Source organism: Microbacterium sp. ARD31 (genome assembly GCF_031844425.1).
This window is the reverse complement of sequence record NZ_JAUZVE010000006.1, coordinates 256,851-273,869: the sequence shown is the minus strand read 5'-3', so window position 1 is coordinate 273,869 and position 17,019 is coordinate 256,851. Positions and strand designations below refer to the sequence as shown.

The 17,019-nt window shown below is 71.5% G+C and carries 19 protein-coding genes; 12 read left to right on the top strand and 7 right to left on the bottom strand.

Going from position 1 to position 17,019, the window contains the following annotated elements; genetic code table 11:
- The first annotated feature begins 105 nt into the window (after positions 1–105).
- Positions 106–399: a hypothetical protein gene (locus Q9S36_RS18640; RefSeq protein WP_311286416.1), complete on the top strand. Its 294-nt coding sequence runs from the start codon at positions 106–108 to the stop codon at positions 397–399.
- Positions 399–1,685, top strand: coding sequence for a hypothetical protein (locus tag Q9S36_RS18635; protein WP_311286415.1), 1,287 nt, complete (start codon positions 399–401; stop codon positions 1,683–1,685). Before Q9S36_RS18640 ends, Q9S36_RS18635 begins: the two co-directional genes overlap by 1 nt.
- On the opposite strand, the gene Q9S36_RS18630 is transcribed toward Q9S36_RS18635, so the two are convergent.
- A complete protein-coding gene (locus Q9S36_RS18630; protein ID WP_311286414.1) occupies positions 1,657–2,049 on the bottom strand; it encodes a phage holin family protein in 393 nt (130 codons plus the stop codon). The genes Q9S36_RS18635 and Q9S36_RS18630 overlap by 29 nt on opposite strands.
- 71 nt (positions 2,050–2,120) lie before the next feature.
- Between Q9S36_RS18630 and Q9S36_RS18625 the strand changes: the two genes are divergently transcribed.
- Positions 2,121–3,185, top strand: coding sequence for a histidinol-phosphate transaminase (locus Q9S36_RS18625; RefSeq protein WP_311286413.1), 1,065 nt, complete (start codon positions 2,121–2,123; stop codon positions 3,183–3,185).
- A 100-nt stretch (positions 3,186–3,285) separates the two neighbouring features.
- Here Q9S36_RS18625 and Q9S36_RS18620 read toward each other — a convergent pair whose 3' ends face one another.
- Entirely contained in the window at positions 3,286–4,746 is a 1,461-nt protein-coding gene (locus tag Q9S36_RS18620; RefSeq protein ID WP_311286412.1) for a sugar porter family MFS transporter, read from the bottom strand.
- A 145-nt stretch (positions 4,747–4,891) separates the two neighbouring features.
- Here Q9S36_RS18620 and Q9S36_RS18615 point away from each other — a divergent pair, with 145 nt between their 5' ends.
- Complete coding sequence (locus Q9S36_RS18615) at positions 4,892–5,458, top strand: NAD(P)H-dependent oxidoreductase (protein WP_311286411.1); 567 nt, start codon at positions 4,892–4,894, stop codon at positions 5,456–5,458.
- A 19-nt stretch (positions 5,459–5,477) separates the two neighbouring features.
- On the opposite strand, the gene Q9S36_RS18610 is transcribed toward Q9S36_RS18615, so the two are convergent.
- Positions 5,478–5,909, bottom strand: a complete 432-nt coding sequence (locus tag Q9S36_RS18610) for a GIY-YIG nuclease family protein (protein WP_311286410.1) — start codon at positions 5,907–5,909, stop codon at positions 5,478–5,480.
- 68 nt (positions 5,910–5,977) lie between these two features.
- Here Q9S36_RS18610 and Q9S36_RS18605 point away from each other — a divergent pair, with 68 nt between their 5' ends.
- Positions 5,978–6,439 carry a family 1 glycosylhydrolase gene (locus Q9S36_RS18605; protein ID WP_311286409.1) on the top strand — a complete coding sequence of 154 codons (462 nt, stop codon included), beginning with the start codon at positions 5,978–5,980 and terminating at the stop codon, positions 6,437–6,439.
- Here Q9S36_RS18605 and Q9S36_RS18600 read toward each other — a convergent pair.
- A complete protein-coding gene (locus Q9S36_RS18600) occupies positions 6,376–7,149 on the bottom strand; it encodes a hypothetical protein (RefSeq protein ID WP_311286408.1) in 774 nt (257 codons plus the stop codon). The two genes, Q9S36_RS18605 and Q9S36_RS18600, sit on opposite strands and share 64 nt — an antisense overlap.
- Before the next feature lie 85 nt (positions 7,150–7,234).
- On the opposite strand from Q9S36_RS18600, the gene Q9S36_RS18595 reads away from it, so the two are divergent.
- Positions 7,235–7,747: an ASCH domain-containing protein gene (locus Q9S36_RS18595; protein ID WP_311286407.1), complete on the top strand. Its 513-nt coding sequence runs from the start codon at positions 7,235–7,237 to the stop codon at positions 7,745–7,747.
- A 29-nt stretch (positions 7,748–7,776) separates the two neighbouring features.
- Here Q9S36_RS18595 and Q9S36_RS18590 read toward each other — a convergent pair whose 3' ends face one another.
- Entirely contained in the window at positions 7,777–9,120 is a 1,344-nt protein-coding gene (locus Q9S36_RS18590; protein ID WP_311286406.1) for an ATP-binding protein, read from the bottom strand.
- Between the two features lie 4 nt (positions 9,121–9,124).
- A complete protein-coding gene (locus Q9S36_RS18585) occupies positions 9,125–9,802 on the bottom strand; it encodes a response regulator transcription factor (protein WP_311286405.1) in 678 nt (225 codons plus the stop codon).
- A gap of 145 nt (positions 9,803–9,947) precedes the next feature.
- On the opposite strand from Q9S36_RS18585, the gene Q9S36_RS18580 reads away from it, so the two are divergent.
- The 3 genes from Q9S36_RS18580 (at position 9,948) to Q9S36_RS18570 (ending at position 13,529) form a co-directional block, all read left to right on the top strand.
- Positions 9,948–11,087 carry a thiamine pyrophosphate-dependent dehydrogenase E1 component subunit alpha gene (locus Q9S36_RS18580; RefSeq protein WP_311286404.1) on the top strand — a complete coding sequence of 380 codons (1,140 nt, stop codon included), beginning with the start codon at positions 9,948–9,950 and terminating at the stop codon, positions 11,085–11,087.
- Positions 11,088–11,143: 56 nt separating this feature from the next.
- Positions 11,144–12,067, top strand: a complete 924-nt coding sequence (locus Q9S36_RS18575) for an alpha-ketoacid dehydrogenase subunit beta (protein ID WP_396653796.1) — start codon at positions 11,144–11,146, stop codon at positions 12,065–12,067.
- Between the two features lie 127 nt (positions 12,068–12,194).
- Positions 12,195–13,529, top strand: a complete 1,335-nt coding sequence (locus Q9S36_RS18570) for a dihydrolipoamide acetyltransferase family protein (protein WP_311286402.1) — start codon at positions 12,195–12,197, stop codon at positions 13,527–13,529.
- A 79-nt stretch (positions 13,530–13,608) separates the two neighbouring features.
- On the opposite strand, the gene Q9S36_RS18565 is transcribed toward Q9S36_RS18570, so the two are convergent.
- A complete protein-coding gene (locus Q9S36_RS18565; RefSeq protein ID WP_311286401.1) occupies positions 13,609–14,037 on the bottom strand; it encodes a BLUF domain-containing protein in 429 nt (142 codons plus the stop codon).
- Positions 14,038–14,286: 249 nt separating this feature from the next.
- Here Q9S36_RS18565 and Q9S36_RS18560 point away from each other — a divergent pair, with 249 nt between their 5' ends.
- The 3 genes from Q9S36_RS18560 to Q9S36_RS18550 are packed head-to-tail and all read left to right on the top strand — an operon-like array spanning position 14,287 to position 17,011.
- Complete coding sequence (locus Q9S36_RS18560; RefSeq protein ID WP_311286400.1) at positions 14,287–15,306, top strand: metal ABC transporter solute-binding protein, Zn/Mn family; 1,020 nt, start codon at positions 14,287–14,289, stop codon at positions 15,304–15,306.
- Positions 15,303–16,115, top strand: coding sequence for an ATP-binding cassette domain-containing protein (locus Q9S36_RS18555; protein ID WP_311286399.1), 813 nt, complete (start codon positions 15,303–15,305; stop codon positions 16,113–16,115). The genes Q9S36_RS18560 and Q9S36_RS18555 overlap by 4 nt, the downstream gene beginning before the upstream one ends.
- Positions 16,112–17,011 (top strand): metal ABC transporter permease, encoded by a 900-nt coding sequence (locus tag Q9S36_RS18550; RefSeq protein WP_253034696.1) that lies wholly within the window; start codon positions 16,112–16,114, stop codon positions 17,009–17,011. Before Q9S36_RS18555 ends, Q9S36_RS18550 begins: the two co-directional genes overlap by 4 nt.
- Positions 17,012–17,019 lie beyond the last annotated feature (8 nt).

The window sequence follows — 17,019 nt, the reverse complement described above, 5'->3', positions numbered from 1 at the left end:
TGTGCTGATCGTCGGGCCTTCTGCACAGAGCGGGTCCGCTGCGCGGCATCCACCGTCCGTTACCGACGCCCTCCGAAGAGCGGATGCCGGGGGCACAGTCGACGCATGTCCGATGTTCTCGCGCCGTCCCCGTACCTGTGGGGCGCTCCCGTGGGGGAGCGTCTCGCCGCCCTCGACGACGGGATCGCTCTGCTGCGACAGGCCGACGATCAGGTGCTCGAGTTGCTCGCCGACGTCCGGCGGATCGCGCACCTCGTCGACTGGCGCGCCGAGGCCGCCGACGCGTTCCGCGAGGCGGTGGCCGCGTGGGAGGGCGAGGTCGCCCGGTTGTCGCCGGCGATCGAGGGGGCGATCGGCCAGGCGTACGGCGACCGTACCTGGGTCGAGGCGACGGGCTGATGGCGGAGATCGAGATCCGCGGCGGCCGCGTCGTCGCCGTCGACACCGAGACCCTGCGCAACGCGGCGGCCCAGACCGAGCTCGCGGTCGCCGACGCCGACACCGTCCGTGCCGGACTGAGGTCGGCCGACCGCCTCCTCGGGTCCGCGACGATCGGCGGGGGTGCCGCGTACCTCGCCACCGCCGCGGGCGCGGTCGTCGAGCGGGGGCAGGAGCTTGCGCGCGCACTCCGCGACACGGCGACCGCGTACGAGATCGTCGAGCTGCAGGCGCGTGCGGCGATCGCCTGGCACGGGGACGCGCGCGATCGCGGCGAGGTGGTGGACCTCGCCCGGAAGGTGGCGGAGCTCGAGGCCTCCTCCCCCGCTGCGGCCGAGGCGGCGCGGCAGGCCGTCGCCGACGCGCCCGATCCCTTCGCGACGGTCGCGCGCGAGCTGTGGTGGACGACCCTCGCCTCCGGCCTCGCGCCCGTCGCAGTGGGCGCGCTCCGCTGGGGCGCGGCGGAGATCCGCGACCGCGGCACGGGAACGCTTCCCGAGGGGAGCCGTCTGCTCGGGAAGCCGGCCCGTCCCACCGTCGAGTTGGCGCGGTCCCAGCCGGGGTCGGCGCCCGCGACGGTCGCCGACGTGGCGCGCCGCGTGCCCGGCGGCGGGCCGGGCGTCATCCGGGTCGAGCGGTACACGATGCCGGACGGCGGACGGCGGTTCGCGCTGTACCTTTCGGGCACACGGTTCGGAGAGGACCCCGGGACGTTCGACTGGTCGTCGAACGTCGCCCTGTACGACGGGATGAGGTCGTCTTCCTATGAAGCGAGCCGCATCGCGCTCGAGAAGGCGGGAGCGAAGCCCGGCGATTCGGTGATGGTCAGCGGGCACTCCCAGGGCGCCATGGTCGCCAGCCGGATCGCGCTCGAGAAGGAGTACGAGGTGCCGATGATCGTCGGGTTCGGCAACCCCGTCCAGGCCGACGTGGGCCCCGACACCCTGCAGGTCGATTTCCGGCACCGGGACGACGTGGTGCCGCTCTTGGCGGGCGGAGGTCACGACGCCCAGATCGGCGCCCCCGGGAGCATGGTCGTCGAGCGGACCGTCGACCCGCTTCCGTGGTTGAACTCCCACCAGATGGACGAGTACACCGCGACGTCCGAGATGCTCGACGTCTCGACCGACCCGCGGATGGATGCCGTGCGCGACCGCCTCGCCGAGCTCGGCACCGCGGAGTCGGTGGAGGTGTTCGTCTACGACACCGCCGAGGGTGTCAGCGCTTCGTCTGCGGACGCAGGATGATCCCGAAGACGAAGTTGATGAGCGAGATGATCAGGGCCGCGACGACGCCCAGCCAGAACGACTCGACCGACAGACCCCAGCCCCACCACTCGGTGAGCCACCCCGTCAGCCAGAACAGGAAACCGTTGATCACCAGGGAGATGAGGCCGAGCGTCAGGATGTAGAGCGGGAACGCGACGATCTTCAGGATCGTCCCGATGACGGTGTTGACGATCGCGAAGACCGCCGCGACCGCCAGCAGCGACAGCACGAGCTGCAGCGTCTCGCCGGGTTCGAAGGGGGTGACCTCGACGCGCAGCGGCTCGATGAGGGTGACGACCCAGATCGCGAAGGCGTTGATCACGACGCGGACGATGAAGCGCATGCCCGCAGTCTCCCATGCCGTGCGCCCGTGGGCGAGGCACGGGCCGGCGCTCCCGCTCGTAGACTCGTCGCGTGACCGACATCCCCGTCCGGGTTCGTCCCGAGATCGCCGCGCTCCCCGCCTACAAGCAGGGCAAGCAGGCCGGCGCCACCGCGTACAAGCTCTCCAGCAACGAGAACCCGTTCGACCCGCTCCCCGGCGTCGTCGCCGCGGTGCGTGACGCGGTCGCCTTCAACCGCTACCCCGATGCGCTCGCCGCCCGGCTGCGCACGCGCCTGGCGGAGCGGTTCGGGGTCACCGACGACCGCATCCACATCGCCGCCGGCTCGGTCTCGATCCTGTACCAGCTCGCGCAGGCGGTCGCCTCGGTCGGCGACGAGATCGTCCTGCCGTGGCGTTCCTTCGAGGCGTACCCGGGCATCGTGACCGTCACCGGCGCCACCCCCGTGATGGTCCCGCTGACGGATGCCGCCGCGGTCGACCTTCCCGCCCTCGCCGCCGCTGTCACCGACCGCACGCGCGCCGTCTTCGTCTGCACGCCGAACAACCCGACCGGCGCGGTCGTGACGCAGGCAGACTTCGACGCGTTCGTCGCCGCCGTCCCGGAGGACGTGCTGATCGTCCTCGACGAGGCGTACGTCGAGTTCGTGACGGATGCCGCAGCGGTCAAGGGCGAGCGGGTCATCGCCGCCGGGCACGACAACGTCGTGATCCTCCGCACCTTCTCGAAGGCGTACGGGCTCGCCGGCCTGCGCATCGGATACGCCGTCGGGCACTCCCGCATCCTCGATGCCGCCCGCAGTGCCGGCATCCCGCTGTCGGTCACGGCGCAGGCCGAGGCCGCCGCGCTCGCGAGCCTCGACGCCGAGGACGACCTGCGCGAGCGCGTCGCCGTGGTGGCGCGGCGGCGTGACCTTCTGGTCGACCGCCTGCGCGAGATCGGATGGGACGTACCGACCGCGCAGGGCAACTTCGTCTGGCTCCCGGCCGGCGACCGATCGCTCGAGGTCGCGGCGGCCTTCGAGGCCGCCGACCTCGTGGTCCGGCCCTTCGCCGGCGACGGCGTGCGTGTGTCGGTGGGCGAGGAGGAGTCGATCGACCGCGTGGTCGAGGTCGCGGCATCCGTTCGCCCCTGACGGCGAAAGACGCGTCCCCGGTGCCCTGTGCGGGCGTTCCGGGGACGCGTCTTGTCGGTCGGGCGGTGGAGGGACGACGCTTCGCGTCCCTCGAGCCGTCTCAATGCCTGGCGTTCTCCTTCGACTTCTTCACGAACAGCGTCTCGGTCTGCTCGAGCTCCATGCCCTTCGTCTCGGGCACGCGCCAGGCGACGTAGACGAACGACAGCGCCGCGAACAGCGCGTACATGCCGTAGGTGAGGGGCAGCGACCAGGTCGACATCGCGGGGAACGACACCGTGATGAGGAAGTTCGCGATCCACTGCGCGCTGGCGGCGACGCCGAGCGCTTTGCCGCGGATGCGGCTGGGGAAGATCTCGCCGAGCAGCACCCACACGAGCGGGCCCCACGAGGCGCCGAATCCGACGACGAACAGGTTCGCCGCGATGAGCGCGACCGGCCCCCACGCGCCGGGCAGCGAGACCTCGCCGTCGACGGTGACCGCGAAGGCGAACGCGAGCGCCATGGTCGCGAGCGACAGGGTCATGAGCACCGAACCGGTCAGCAGGATCGGCTTGCGGCCGACACGGTCGACGAGCCAGATCGCGATGAGGGTCACGACGACGTTGGTGACCGAGGTGATCACGCTGATGAGCAGCGAGTTGCTCTCGTCGAAGCCGACCGCCTTCCAGAGGGTGGTCGAGTAGTAGAAGATCACGTTGATGCCGACGAACTGCTGGAACGTCGACAGGATGATGCCGACCCAGACGATGCCCTGCAGGCCGAGGACCGGGCCGCGCAGCGAGGCGCCCTTGGTCTTGCGGTCCTCGTCGATGGCGTTGCGGATCTCGTTGACGGACTTGTCGAGGTCGGCTTCCGGCACGAGTCGCGCGAAGACCTCGCGGGCCTCGTCGTTGCGTCCCTTCGCGAGCAGATAGCGGGGCGACTCCGGCATCGTGAAGGCCAGGATGCCGTAGACCGCCGCCGGGACGATGCCGACGAGGAACATCCAGCGCCACGCCTCGAGGCCGAGCCACAGCTGCTCCGACGCGCCGCCGGCGGTGTTCGCGAGGACGGCGTCGGAGAGGAGGGCGGCGAAGATGCCGAGCGTGATCGCGAGCTGCTGCAGCGACGCGAGGCTGCCGCGGATCTGCCGCGGCGCTATCTCGGCGATGTAGGCGGGGGCGACGACCGAGGCGATGCCGATGCCGATGCCGCCGATCACACGCCAGACGATCAGGTCGGGGACGCTGAAGGTCAGGCCCGATCCGATGGACGACACCAGGAACATGACGGCGCCGAGCATCATCGTCTTCAGGCGGCCCCAGCGGTCGGAGAGGCCGCCCGCGAGCACCGCGCCGACGGCGCAGCCGAGCAGGGCGACGGCGACGACGAAGCCGGTGAGGACGCTGTTCAGGTCGAAGTTCGACTCGATGGAGTCGACCGCGCCGTTGATGACGGACGAGTCGAATCCGAAGAGGAAGCCGCCGACCGCGGCGGCCACCGATAGGCCGATCGCTCGTCGGCCGTAGGGGCTCTTGATCGAGAAGGCGTCCGCAGGAATGGTCCCGGTAGTGCTCATGAGGTTCGAGGGTACGCCGGTGCGCGTCGGTCCTGCCCGCCCTTGCGCGCGCGACGAAAACCGATACGGGTGGCGGTTGATCCGCGCTCGCCTGTCACAAACGGCGTGGCCTGCGCTTTCTCATCGGAACCTCCTCGTTCCTCAGGTGTGGGGCGCCTCGCGCCCGGGTCAGTCCTTCACGCACCACGTCGCCGACCGCCTCGCCGCCGCTCTGCCGGCGGGCGAGGTCGAGATCGCCGATCTCACGGCTGAGGGCTTCGACCCCCGCTTCACGCTCGCCGATCGGCAGGCGTACGCCGTGGCGGGGGAGTACCCCGCGGACGTCGCCGCCGAGATGGCCCGCATCGACCGTGCCGACCATCTCGTGCTCGTCTTCCCGGTGTTCTGGTGGTCGATGCCCGCCCTCCTCAAGGGCTGGATCGATCGGGTGTTCGCGAACGGGTGGGCCTTCGGTATCGGCGAGGGCGGCGGCATCCGTCCCGGACTCGGCAGGCTCAGGGTGCACCTGGTGCCCGTCGCGGGCTCGGATGCCGCGCTCTACGAGCGGCGCGGATACGACCGCGCCTTCGCGACCCAGATCGAGACCGGCATCCTCGACTACTGCGGGGTGCGTCGCGGGCTGACCGAGTTCCTCTACGACGCGGATGCCGGTGGTGCCGCCGCCGACGTCGATGCCGTCGTCGCGCGCATCGCCGCCGCGGTCCGCGCCTGACGCTTAAACCTTTGGCCGCCTACGAGGATCGGCGTCGGAACGCGTCGCCGAGCCAGCGGTTGTAGGCCGCCCACGGGTCGCCTACGCGCTCTCGCACGGTGTCGATGTGCGCCGCGAGCACCCCGGTGAGCGTGAACCATTCGCCGCCCTCGCGAAGCTCGGCGAACTCGCGGTGCCGCTGCTGTTCCAGAGCGCGGTCGCCCGGTTCGAAGGCCAGCAGCTCGTCGTGCATGATCGCGGCCAACCGGCGCCGTGGCGTCGCCGACGTGCCGATCTTCACGCGGTCGCGGTACCGCAGGTAGTAGACGACGTCGATCCGCGGCGGCGGGATGTCGGGGTCGGGGGCGTCGCCCAGCCGCCATCCACAGCGCGTGCAGTACCAGGCGTCGTCGCGGCGCTCGCCGATCGTGCCGCCGCAGAGGCGGCAGCGCGAGGGCAGGGCATCGGGCACGTGAGCATGGTGGCATCGACGGCCGACACCGTGTCTACCTGCGGACGATCATCGGCCCGGGCGGTCCGGTGCCCTTCCCCGACGACGTCGAGCGCACCCTCACCGGCTGGGAGTACTACCCCGAGGCCCTCGGCCACGCGCTGCGCCACACCCACGAGGTGACCGGCGGCATCCCGATGATCGTCACCGAGAACGGCATGGCGACGGCCGACGACAGCCGACGCATCGACTACACGACCGGCGCGCTCGAAGGTGTCTCGGCCGCGCTGCGCGACGGCCTCGACGTGCGGGGTGATCCCGGCGGTCTGAGGCTCGCGCGCCGTCGCTTCGCGAGGAGATGGAGGTTCCCGAGGATCGGATCGAGCGGATGCCTCCTCTCGAACCGACATCTCCTCGCGAACGCACGACAGGGCGCGGACCCCGGAAGGTCTGCGCCCTGTCACGGGTGCCGCGGGGCGGCATCCGCTCAGTCGTCGAGTTCGGTCTTCAGCACCGTGCCGGACGCGTCGAGGGTGACCTCGACGATCTGACGGTCGCCCGTGAGGATCGACACGTCGAACGGGGAACGGTTGTCGTCGTCGGCGTCGATGTCGATGATGCGCCCGGGCTGCTCCGCGAGGGCAGCGTCGACCATGGCCTGCAGCGTGGCGGTGTCGAGCACGTTCTGCGGCGCGCGGTCGTCGGCGTCGGGTCCTTCCGTCTCGCGCACGACCGCCTGGCCGTCCGCGCCGACGAGGACCTCGGTCTCGGACCCGTCCGCGCCCGTGAGGGTGACGTCCCAGCTGCCGTCGCGGTTCCCGTCGATCGCGGTCGGCTCGCCGTCGGCGACGCCCTGCGCAGCCTTCGCGATGCCGTCGAGCGCTGCGGCGTCGGACGCACCGAACTCGCCAGACGCGGTCGTCGCCGCGGTGTCGTCGTCGACGTCGGACGCGTCATCGTCGGTGTCGTCGACGCGCGTGCCGTCGGCCTCGCCCTGCGTTGCTGCGGCGGGGTCCTGCGTGCCGTCGGCCGCGCCCTGCTGGCTGACGGCCACGCCGTCCAGGCGGTCGTCGTCCTCGTCGAGCGCGGAGCCGATCGCGACGCCGCCGCCGACGAGCACGAGTGCGCCGAGCGCTGCGCCACCGGCGATCAGCGCGGTGCGGCCGCGCCGCTTCGCCGGCTTCTCCGCCGACGGCTCGGCGGCGGGCGTGTACGGCTGGGTGGGGGTGGACGGGTCGGGGGTGGTGGTGTTCTCGCTCATGCACCCAGAGTGCCGAGCGGGCACTGAAGCCCACCTGAAGCGACCTGAAGCGGTCTTCAGGATGCCGGGATGCCAGGATCGAGGGATGTCCGAGAGCCTCTCCTCCGCCGCCTTCCCCCTCGATCGTGACGCCGCCGACCGGATGTGGGCCGACTACCGCTCCGCCCATCCCGCTGCCGCGGCGGCAGGACCGGACTACACGGTCGAGCACTTCGGCGACAGCCCGCGGCTCGCGGACCAGCTCCTCGACGGCGTGCTGAACGGCCCGAAGCGAGCGACCTCCGAACTGGTCGCGGAGTTCTTCGAGCACGGTGACCAGCTGCCGCGGATCGGTTCGCACTGGATCGCGTGCGACGGCACCGGCGCGCCGCGCATCATCATCCGCAGCACCGAACTGCGCGTCGGCCCGTTCGCGTGCGCCGACGCGGCCTTCGCGTTCGACGAGGGCGAGGACGATCGCTCCCTGGAGAGCTGGCAGCGCGAGCACCGCCGCTACTTCACGCGCGTCGCCGCCGCCCGCGGCGCGGAGTGGTCCGAGGACGACGAGATCGTCTTCGAGCGGTTCGCCGTGGTCTGGCCGCCCGAGCACGCCGACTGAGCGCTCCCGCCTGAGCGCCCTCGCCGCCCTCAGTCCGCGGCGGGCAACCGGACCGTGAAGCGCGCGCCGCCCAGCGGCGATTCGCCCACCGTCACCGTGCCTCGCGAGGCCCGCACCACGCCGGCGACGATCGCGAGGCCGAGGCCGCTGCCCCCGGCATCCCTCGCCCGTCCTTCGTCGAGACGCACGAACCGCTCGAACACGCGCTCGCGCTCCGAGGCGGGGATGCCGCTGCCGTCGTCGTCGACCGTCAGCACCGCGTCGGCACCGTCGCGGGCGACTCCCAGCGCGATCCGGGATGCCGCGTGCCGGGCCGCGTTGTCGGCCAGGTTCCGGGCGATCCGCCCGAGCAGACGTTCGTCGCCCGTGACCTGCACCGCCGTGATCGCGGAGCCGTCGACGCTCACTCCGGCTGCGCGCAGGCGCGACACCTCGGCGAGGGCGAGGTCGTCGAGGTCCACGACACCTCGCTGCGAGGGGGCCTGCTCGTCGAGCCGGGCGAGCACCAGCAGGCCCTCGACCAGGTCCTGCATCCGCGCGCCCTCCTCGGTCACGACCTCGGCGAGGTCGTCGAGGCTCGTCGCCTCGGGGTGCGCCTGGGCGAGTTCCGCGTGCTGGCGCATGGTCGCGAGCGGCGAGCGCAGCTCGTGCGAGGCATCCGACACGAACCGGCGCTGGGCGGTGGCGGACGTGTCGAGCCGGTCGAGCATGCGGTTCATCGTGCCGGCGAGGGCCGCGATCTCATCACCCGACGACGGCTCGACGACCCGCCGGTCGAGGCGGTCGCCGGTGATCTCGTCGACTTCGCGGCGGATGCGCTCGACGGGACGCAGGGCGCGGCCGACGACCCACCAGGTGACGGCGGCGACCACGACGGCGACGAGCAGGGTGGATGCCGTGAGCAGCCACCCAGCGGTGGCGAGGGTCGCGTCGTCGTCCTCGACGGATACCGCCAGCGCGACCCGCGCATCGGCGGACGGCTCATCGTCATCGTCGTCGCTTTCGCGGCCGCCGTCGTCGTCGACGTCCGCCACGACGACGAGGACGCGTTCGCCGTCGTACACGACGGTCTCGCCGTCGCGGTCGGCGGGCAGCGCTCCCGCGCGGGCATCGTCCGAGGCGGCGACGACGGCCCCCGCGCCGTCGACGACCTGCACGATGTCGTCGTCGAGGTCGTCGACGGCGTCGACCCCGAACTCGTCGACGCGCACGGCGATCTCCCCCGCCCGTGTCTCGGCGGTCCGGGTCGTCGCGCCGCGGATCTCCGCGCCGAGCACGGCACTGAAGCTCAGTGAGGCGAGAACCATGACGACCGCGACGATGAGGGTCGCCGCGGCGGTGATGCGCGTGCGGAGCGACCTGACCCGCGGCATCCGCTCAGCCACCGTCGGCCGCCAAGCGGTAGCCGGCGCCGCGCACCGTCTCGATCGCGTTCCGGTCGAACGGCCTGTCGAGCTTGCGGCGCAGATGCCCGACGTAGACCTCGACGATGTTCGGGTCGCCGTCGAAGTCGTCGTCCCAGACACCGGCGATGAGGTCGCGCTTCGAGACGACCTGGCCCTTGTGGCGGATGAGATGCAGCAGCACGGCGAACTCACGCGAGGTCAGCTCGACGGCCGTGTCGCCCCGGCGGACGCGGCGCGCGGCGGGGTCGACGTGCAGGTCGCCCGCCTCGAGCGCGACGGGACGTTCGACTCCGCCGCGGCGGATGAGCGCCCGCAGCCGCGCGACCAGCACGGGGTAGGAGAAGGGCTTCGTGACGTAGTCGTCGGCGCCCGCGTCGAGCGCGTCGACCTGGTCCCACTCGCCGTCTTTGGCGGTCAGCATGAGGACGGGCGTCCAGTTCTCCTCGGCGCGGAGGGCCTCGCAGACCTTCCAGCCGCTCATGCCCGGCATCATCAGGTCGAGCACGATCGCGTCGTACCGCGTCTCGCGGGCGCGCCACAGCCCGTCGACGCCGTTGTGCGCGACGTCGACGGCGAACCCCTCGGCTTCGAGCCCGCGCCGCACGCCGTCCGCCAGGCGCACCTCGTCGTCGACCACCAGAACACGCATGCGCCCAGTGTGGCGTGCGCACGCTGAAGCGCGGCTGAAGCGGATGCCGGGGCGAGGCCGGCTTGTCCCGAGGGAACGGCGAATCGCGGCATCCGTTGTCGGGGTCATGCAGAACCGCTCATGCGTCGGGGTCTAGCGTGGGAGGGTGACCCCCTCGTTCGAGGCTCCGGCCGAAGCATCCGACGTCGTCCGCGTCCTCGCCGCCGACGGTTCGTACGACCCCTCCGACGCGGCTGAGCGCTACCTGCCGCTGATCGACGCCCTCACCGACACCGAGCTCGAGACGTTCTACCGCGACATGGTCGTGGTGCGCGCCTTCGACCGGCAGGCGACCAACCTGCAGCGTCAGGGCCAGCTCGCGCTGTGGCCGCCGTCCCTCGGGCAGGAGGCCGCGCAGGTCGGCTCGGCGAGGGCGACGCGCGCGCACGACCATGTCTTCCCGTCCTACCGGGAGCACGTCGTCGTCACGACGCGCGGCGTCGACCCGATCGACATCATCCGGTTGATGCGCGGGCTCACCCACGGCGGCTGGAACCCGGCCGAGCACCAGAACACGCACATCTACACGCTCGTCCTCGGCGCGCAGACCCTGCACGCGACGGGACTCGGCATGGGCCTCGTCTTCGACGGCCGCACCGGCACGGGCGACCCCGAGAAGGACGAGGCGGTCATCGTCTACTACGGCGACGGCGCCTCGAGCCAGGGCGACGTGCACGAGGCGATGGTGTTCGCCGCGAGCTACCGGACGCCGCAGGTCTTCTTCCTGCAGAACAACCACTGGGCGATCTCGGTCCCCGTCTCCACGCAGTCGCGCGTCCCGCTCGCCCGCCGCGGCGACGGCTACGGCATCCCCGCCGTCCGCGTCGACGGCAACGACGTCCTCGCGAGCTACGCGGTCAGCAAGGTCGCCCTCGACGAGGCGCGCGCCGGCGGCGGCCCCCGCGCGATCGAGGCGCTGACCTATCGCATGGGCGCCCACACGACCAGCGACGACCCGACCAAGTACCGCACGAGCGACGAGGAGCAGTCGTGGCTGCGCCGCGACCCGATCGCGCGCATGCGGGCCTTCCTGCAGAACCGGGGCGCCTCGGCATCCTTCTTCGACGAGGTGGATGCCGCAGCCGCCGCCTACGCCGACGACGTGCGCGTGCGCACCAACGCCCTGGGCGACATCCCCACCGGCGTCATGTTCGACCACGTCTACGGCGACGCCCACCCGCTCGTGCAGGAGCAGCAGCGCTGGCTGGCCGAGTACGAGGCATCCTTCGAGGAGGGGAACGCGTGAGCGACATCCAGACCCTGCCGTTCGCGAAGGCGCTCAACGCCGGCCTCCGCGCGGCGATGACCGCGGACGACCACGTCCTGCTCATGGGCGAGGACATCGGGCCGCTCGGCGGCGTCTTCCGCGTGACCGAGGGCCTGCACGCCGAGTTCGGACCGCAGCGCGTGCTCGACACGCCGCTCGCGGAGTCCGGCATCGTCGGCACGGCGATCGGCCTGGCGATGGCGGGGTTCCGTCCCGTCATCGAGATCCAGTTCGACGGGTTCGTCTTCCCCGCGTTCGACCAGATCACGTCGCAGCTCGCGAAGCTCGCGAACCGTCACGAGGGGCACGCGCACTTCCCCCTCGTCATCCGCATCCCCTACGGCGGGCACATCGGCGCCGTCGAGCACCACCAGGAGAGCCCCGAGGCGTACTTCGCGCACACCCCGGGTCTGCGGGTCGTGTCGCCCTCGACGCCGAACGACGCCTACTGGATGATCCAGGACGCGATCGCCTCGCCCGACCCGGTCATCTTCCTCGAGCCGAAGGCGAAGTACTGGATGAAGGGCGAGGTGGATGTCGCGGAGCGGGCGCTCCCGCTCCACGCCTCCCGCGTCGTCCGCCGCGGCACCGACGTCACGCTCGTCGGTCACGGCGCGATGGTGACGACCCTCCTGCAGGCGGCCGCGCTCGCCGAGGGCGAGGGCACCTCGTGCGAGGTCATCGACGTGCGCTCGCTGTCGCCGATCGACTACGAGCCGATCCTCGAGTCGGTGCGCCGCACGGGGCGCATGGTCTACGCGCAAGAGGCCCCCGGCAACGTCTCGGTGGGCTCCGAGGTCGCGGCGACCGTCATGGAGAAGGCGTTCTACGCCCTCGAGGCGCCCGTGCTCCGGGTCTCGGGCTTCGACGTGCCCTTCCCGCCCGCGAAGCTCGAGGGGCAGTACCTCCCCGACGCGGACCGCATCCTCGAGGCCGTCGACCGCGCCCTCGCCTACTGACCCCTCCGACGATGCCTCCCCTACCCGCGACCCCCACACATCCGCGAGACTGCACGTGTGCATCGAGACTGCGGTTTCAGCCCGCGGTCTCGGCGCGCGTCTGCAGTCTCGCGGGGATGGAGATGACATGAGCACGCAGACCTTCCACCTCCCGGACGTCGGCGAAGGCCTCACCGAGGCCGAGATCGTGCAGTGGCGCGTCGCGCCGGGCGACGCGGTCGACGTGAACGACGTCCTCGTCGAGATCGAGACGGCGAAGTCGCTCGTCGAGCTGCCGTCGCCGTTCAGCGGCACGGTGGGCGACATCCTCGCCGCCGAGGGCGCGACGGTCGAGGTCGGCGCCGCGATCATCACGATCGCCGGGGGCGAGGGACAGCCGGATGCCGACATCGGCCGTTCCGAGCACGGCGAGAAGCCCTCCGAGGAGCCCGGTGGCTCGGTGCTCGTCGGCTACGGCACCGGGGGCGAGGTGAAGTCGCGCCGCCGCAAGCCGGCCGAGAAGCCGGTGACGAAGGCGGTCGGCGTCGTCGCGAAGCCGCCGATCCGCAAGCTCGCCCGCGATCTGGGTGTCGACCTGTCGGACGTGACGCCGAGCGGCGCCGCCGGCGAGGTGACCCGCGAGGACGTCGTCCGTCACGCCGAGCAGGCGTCGGTGTTCCGCAACATCGCGACGCCGGAGCTGCCCGAGGAGCGCGAGCTGTCGATTCCCGTCGCGGCACCCGCGGCATCCGTCCCCGCCCCGTCGGCGCCGCCGGCGGACGCCCGCGAAGAGGCCATCACCGTCAAGGGCGTGCGCAAGGCGACCGCCAACGCGATGACCTCGAGCGCGTACACCGCGCCGCACGTGTCGGTCTGGACCGACGTCGATGCGACCCGCACGATGGAGCTCGTCAAGCGGCTGAAGGCCTCGCCCGACTTCGCCGACGTGAAGATCTCGCCGCTGCTGATCTTCTCGCGCGCCGTCATCTGGGCGCTGCGCCGCACGCCGATGATCAATGCCGCGTGGGTCGAGACCGAGAATGGCGCCGAGATCCGCGTGCGCCACTACGTGAACCTCGGCATCGCGGCGGCGACGCCGCGCGGCCTGCTCGTCCCCAACATCAAGGACGCGCAGGACCTCAACATGCGCGGCCTCGCGAGGGCGCTCGAGAAGCTCACCGTGACGGCGCGCGACGGCAAGACGACGCCCGCCGATCAGCAGGGCGGCACGTTCACGATCACGAACATCGGTGTCTTCGGGATGGATGCCGGGACCCCGATCATCAATCCGGGGGAGTCCGGCATCATCGCCATGGGCACGATCCGGCAGAAGCCGTGGGTCGTCGACGGCGAGGTGCGTCCGCGGTTCGTGACGACGGTGTCGGGCTCGTTCGACCACCGCGTCATCGACGGCGACGGCATCAGCCGCTTCATCGCCGACGTCGCCTCGGTGCTCGAGGAGCCGGCGCTCCTGCTCGACTGATGGGCGACGTCCACACCGACGATCGTCAACCTGTCGGGCCTGGCGGGCGTGTCGCTCACCCGCGGGTGACCGGAGCCGGTCAGTCGGTCGAGCCGCCCGCCCTGCCGTGGAACCATCCGCCGAGGGCGTCCGCCGACTCGCGGGTCGTCGCATCGTCGTCGGCGGTCCGGAGGGCGTCGACTGCGCCGTCCGACCCGTCACCGGGGGCCGTCGGCTCGTAGCCCATGGACCATGCCGCGTACTTGCGCTCGGTCGTCTGCTCCTCGAGCAGCACGCGGACGTCGGTGTGACGGGGATCGCGCCCGATGCGCTCGAGGAGTGCACGGACGGCGGCATCCGGTCCTTCGAGGATCTGGATGAAGTCGAGGTCGCGGTAGACCAGCATCCCCGTGATGCCGTCGCGGGAGTTGTTCACGCGGCTCTGGCTCAGGAGGTCGACGAGGTCGTCGTGATCGAAGGGCGCGGCCGCACGGCTCGCATAGACGATGAAGGTCAGCTGCTCGGTCATGCTCGAACTCCCCGGAGTGGTGGCGCGCCGGAGGATGCGGGTGCCCCCGGTCCGATGACAGTAACAGGCGGCGAAAACCGGCTCGGGGCTCTTGCGCAAGCCCGTGGTCATGCGCCAAGGAAGGGTGATGTCGAGGACACGGACTGGCGCTTCTCGCTGATGCACTGGGGTCACGACCCACTGAAGTAGGAGCCGGGGAAGCAGCTCGACGAGTTGAGAACGATTATCAACACCGCGTAGACTCGCGGCATGACCTCTCGTGTGCCCGCACTGCTCGCCCTCGCCGTCGGATCGGTCCTCGTGCTCGCGGGCTGTGCCACCGCGACGAGCCCGGCAGCGGGCGGCGGTGACGACCGGCTGAAGGTCGTCGCGTCGACGAACGTCTACGGCTCGCTGGCCCAGGCCGTCGGCGGCGACGATGTCGAGGTCACCTCGATCGTCAATTCGCTCTCGCAGGACCCGCACTCGTACGAGGCCTCGGCGCGGGACCAGCTCACCGTGTCGCAGGCCGACCTCGTCATCGAGAACGGCGGCGGCTACGACGCGTTCGTCGACGCGCTGATCGACGCGAGCGGCACCACCGCCCCCGTCATCACCGCCGTCGAGTACTCGCACGACTACCCCGGCAACGAGGGGCACTCCGACGACGCGCACGCCGAGGGCGACGCGCACGCCGAGGGCGACTCTCACGCCGAGGAGGACCACGCCGAGGGCGACGACCACGCGGGCCACGACCACATCGAAGGCTTCAACGAGCACGTCTGGTACGACCCGCACACGATGGAGCACGTCGTCGAGGACATCGCCCACGAACTGGGTGACCTGGATGCCGCCAAGGCCGACACCTTCGAGGCGAACGCGAAGAAGCTCATCGACGGCATCGCCGGCCTCGAGACCTCTCTCGAGAAGATCAAGGCCGACCACGCGGGCGAGAAGATCTTCGCGACCGAGCCGGTCCCGCTGTACCTCACGGCCGCGGCCGGGCTCGAGAACGCGACCCCCGAGGCGTTCAGCGAAGCCGTCGAAGAGGGCCAGGACGTCCCGCCCGCGACCATGCTCGAGGCGACGAAGATCCTCGGCTCGGGTGAGGTCCGCACCGTCATCGTCAACGCCCAGACCGGCGGCGCGGAGACGAGCGAGGTGGAGGGCCTCGCGACGAAGGCCGACATCCCGGTGCTGAAGTTCACCGAGCTCCTGCCCGACGGGCTGACCTACCTCGAGTGGATGCAGCAGAACATCGACGAGCTGGCCGGTAGCCTGACTCGGTGACCCGCCCCGACGACATCCCCCTCCGCATCCGGGGCGCCGCGCTCCGCCGCGGCGGGCGGGAGCTCTGGAGCGGCCTCGATCTCGACGTGCAGCCGGGCGAGCTGATCGCCGTCCTCGGCCCCAGCGGCTCGGGCAAGACGACTCTGCTCCGCGCGATCCTCGGCCTCGAGGACCTGAGCGAGGGCATGGTCGAGGTGGGCGGCAAGCGCGTCCACCGCGCCGGCAACCGGGGCATCGGGTACCTGCCGCAGACCCGGCCGTTGCCGCGCGACACGGCGCTGCGCGGACGCGACCTCGTCGCGCTCGGGGTCAACGGGCACCGCTTCGGTCCGCCGATCCCGCGCCGCAAGGACCGCGAGCGGGTCGACGAACTGATCGCCGCCGTCGGCGCGACGGAGTTCGCCGACCGGCCCGTCGGCATCCTCTCCGGCGGTGAACAGCAGCGCCTGCGGGTCGGGCAGGCCCTCGCCGACGACCCGCGGCTGCTCCTGTGCGACGAACCGCTGACGAGCCTCGACCTCGCCAACCAGCAGGCCGTCGTCGGGCTCATCGACCGGCACTGCCGCAGCGGGGCCGCGGTTCTCCTCGTCACCCACGACATCAACCCGCTGCTCGGCAAGGTCGACCGCATCCTCTACATCGCGAACGGCCGCTTCACGCTCGGGAAGCCGAAGGACGTCCTCACCTCGCCGGTGCTCACGGACCTCTACGGCGCGCCGGTCTTCGTGCTGCGCGCCGGCGACCGTCTGGTCGTGGTCGGCGCGCCCGACGCCGAGGCATCCCACCACCATCACGAGGACCACGCATGAACTGGGACGACATCGCGAACGCCATGTTCGGCGGCGTGCCGGTCTACGGCGAGATCCTCGCGCTCGTGCAGAACTCGGTGTGGGCCGGGGCGATCCTCGGGCTGGTCGGCGGCCTCATCGGGGTGTTCGTGCTGCAGCGCGACATGGCGTTCGCCGTCCACGGCATCAGCGAGCTCTCGTTCGCGGGGGCGGCCGCCGCGCTGCTGATCGGAGCCGACGTCGTCACCGGGTCGATCGTCGGGTCGATGGTCGCCGCCGCCCTCATCGGGTGGCTCGGTGCGCGCGCCCGCGACCGTAACTCGATCATCGGGGTGCTCATGCCGTTCGGTCTGGGCCTCGGCATCCTCTTCCTCGCCCTCTACAACGGGCGAAGCGCGAACCGGTTCAGCCTGCTGACCGGGCAGATCGTCTCGGTGCAGTCCGACCAGCTCACGTGGCTGATCGTCATCTCCGCCGTCGTGCTCGTCGCGCTGCTGCTCATCTGGCGGCCGCTGCGCTTCGACTCGCTCGACCCGCAGTCGGCGGCCGCCCGCGGCGTCCCGACGGGGCTGATCTCGCTCGCCTTCATGCTGCTGCTCGGTCTCGCCGTCGCCGTCGCCGTGCACATCATCGGCGCGCTGCTCGTCCTCGCCCTGCTCGTGACGCCCGCCGCGGCCGCCGCCCGCATCGCGCACGGTCCCGTCGCCGTGCCGCTGCTGGCCGCCCTCTTCGGCGTGGTCTCGGCGGTCGGCGGCATCCTGCTCGCCGTCGCGGGGACCCTCCCCGTCAGCCCCTACATCACGACGATCTCGTTCGTCATCTACCTCGTCTGCCGCGTCGTCGGCGACCGTCGGGGGCGGGTGCAGCGGACGGATGCCGCCCACGGCGCCCAGGCCGTCGCCAGCACGCGGGCGTAGAATCCGGC

Coding starts and splice junctions, on each gene's coding strand:
- Q9S36_RS18640 (WP_311286416.1), top strand. CDS start 106: ATGTCCGATGTTCTCGCGCCGTCCCCGTACCTGTGGGGCGCTCCCGTG.
- Q9S36_RS18635 (WP_311286415.1), top strand. CDS start 399: ATGGCGGAGATCGAGATCCGCGGCGGCCGCGTCGTCGCCGTCGACACC.
- Q9S36_RS18630 (WP_311286414.1), bottom strand. CDS start 2,049: ATGCGCTTCATCGTCCGCGTCGTGATCAACGCCTTCGCGATCTGGGTC.
- Q9S36_RS18620 (WP_311286412.1), bottom strand. CDS start 4,746: ATGAGCACTACCGGGACCATTCCTGCGGACGCCTTCTCGATCAAGAGC.
- Q9S36_RS18600 (WP_311286408.1), bottom strand. CDS start 7,149: ATGAGCGAGAACACCACCACCCCCGACCCGTCCACCCCCACCCAGCCG.
- Q9S36_RS18595 (WP_311286407.1), top strand. CDS start 7,235: ATGTCCGAGAGCCTCTCCTCCGCCGCCTTCCCCCTCGATCGTGACGCC.
- Q9S36_RS18590 (WP_311286406.1), bottom strand. CDS start 9,120: ATGCCGCGGGTCAGGTCGCTCCGCACGCGCATCACCGCCGCGGCGACC.
- Q9S36_RS18585 (WP_311286405.1), bottom strand. CDS start 9,802: ATGCGTGTTCTGGTGGTCGACGACGAGGTGCGCCTGGCGGACGGCGTG.
- Q9S36_RS18575 (WP_396653796.1), top strand. CDS start 11,144: ATGACCGCGGACGACCACGTCCTGCTCATGGGCGAGGACATCGGGCCG.
- Q9S36_RS18570 (WP_311286402.1), top strand. CDS start 12,195: ATGAGCACGCAGACCTTCCACCTCCCGGACGTCGGCGAAGGCCTCACC.
- Q9S36_RS18565 (WP_311286401.1), bottom strand. CDS start 14,037: ATGACCGAGCAGCTGACCTTCATCGTCTATGCGAGCCGTGCGGCCGCG.
- Q9S36_RS18560 (WP_311286400.1), top strand. CDS start 14,287: ATGACCTCTCGTGTGCCCGCACTGCTCGCCCTCGCCGTCGGATCGGTC.
- Q9S36_RS18550 (WP_253034696.1), top strand. CDS start 16,112: ATGAACTGGGACGACATCGCGAACGCCATGTTCGGCGGCGTGCCGGTC.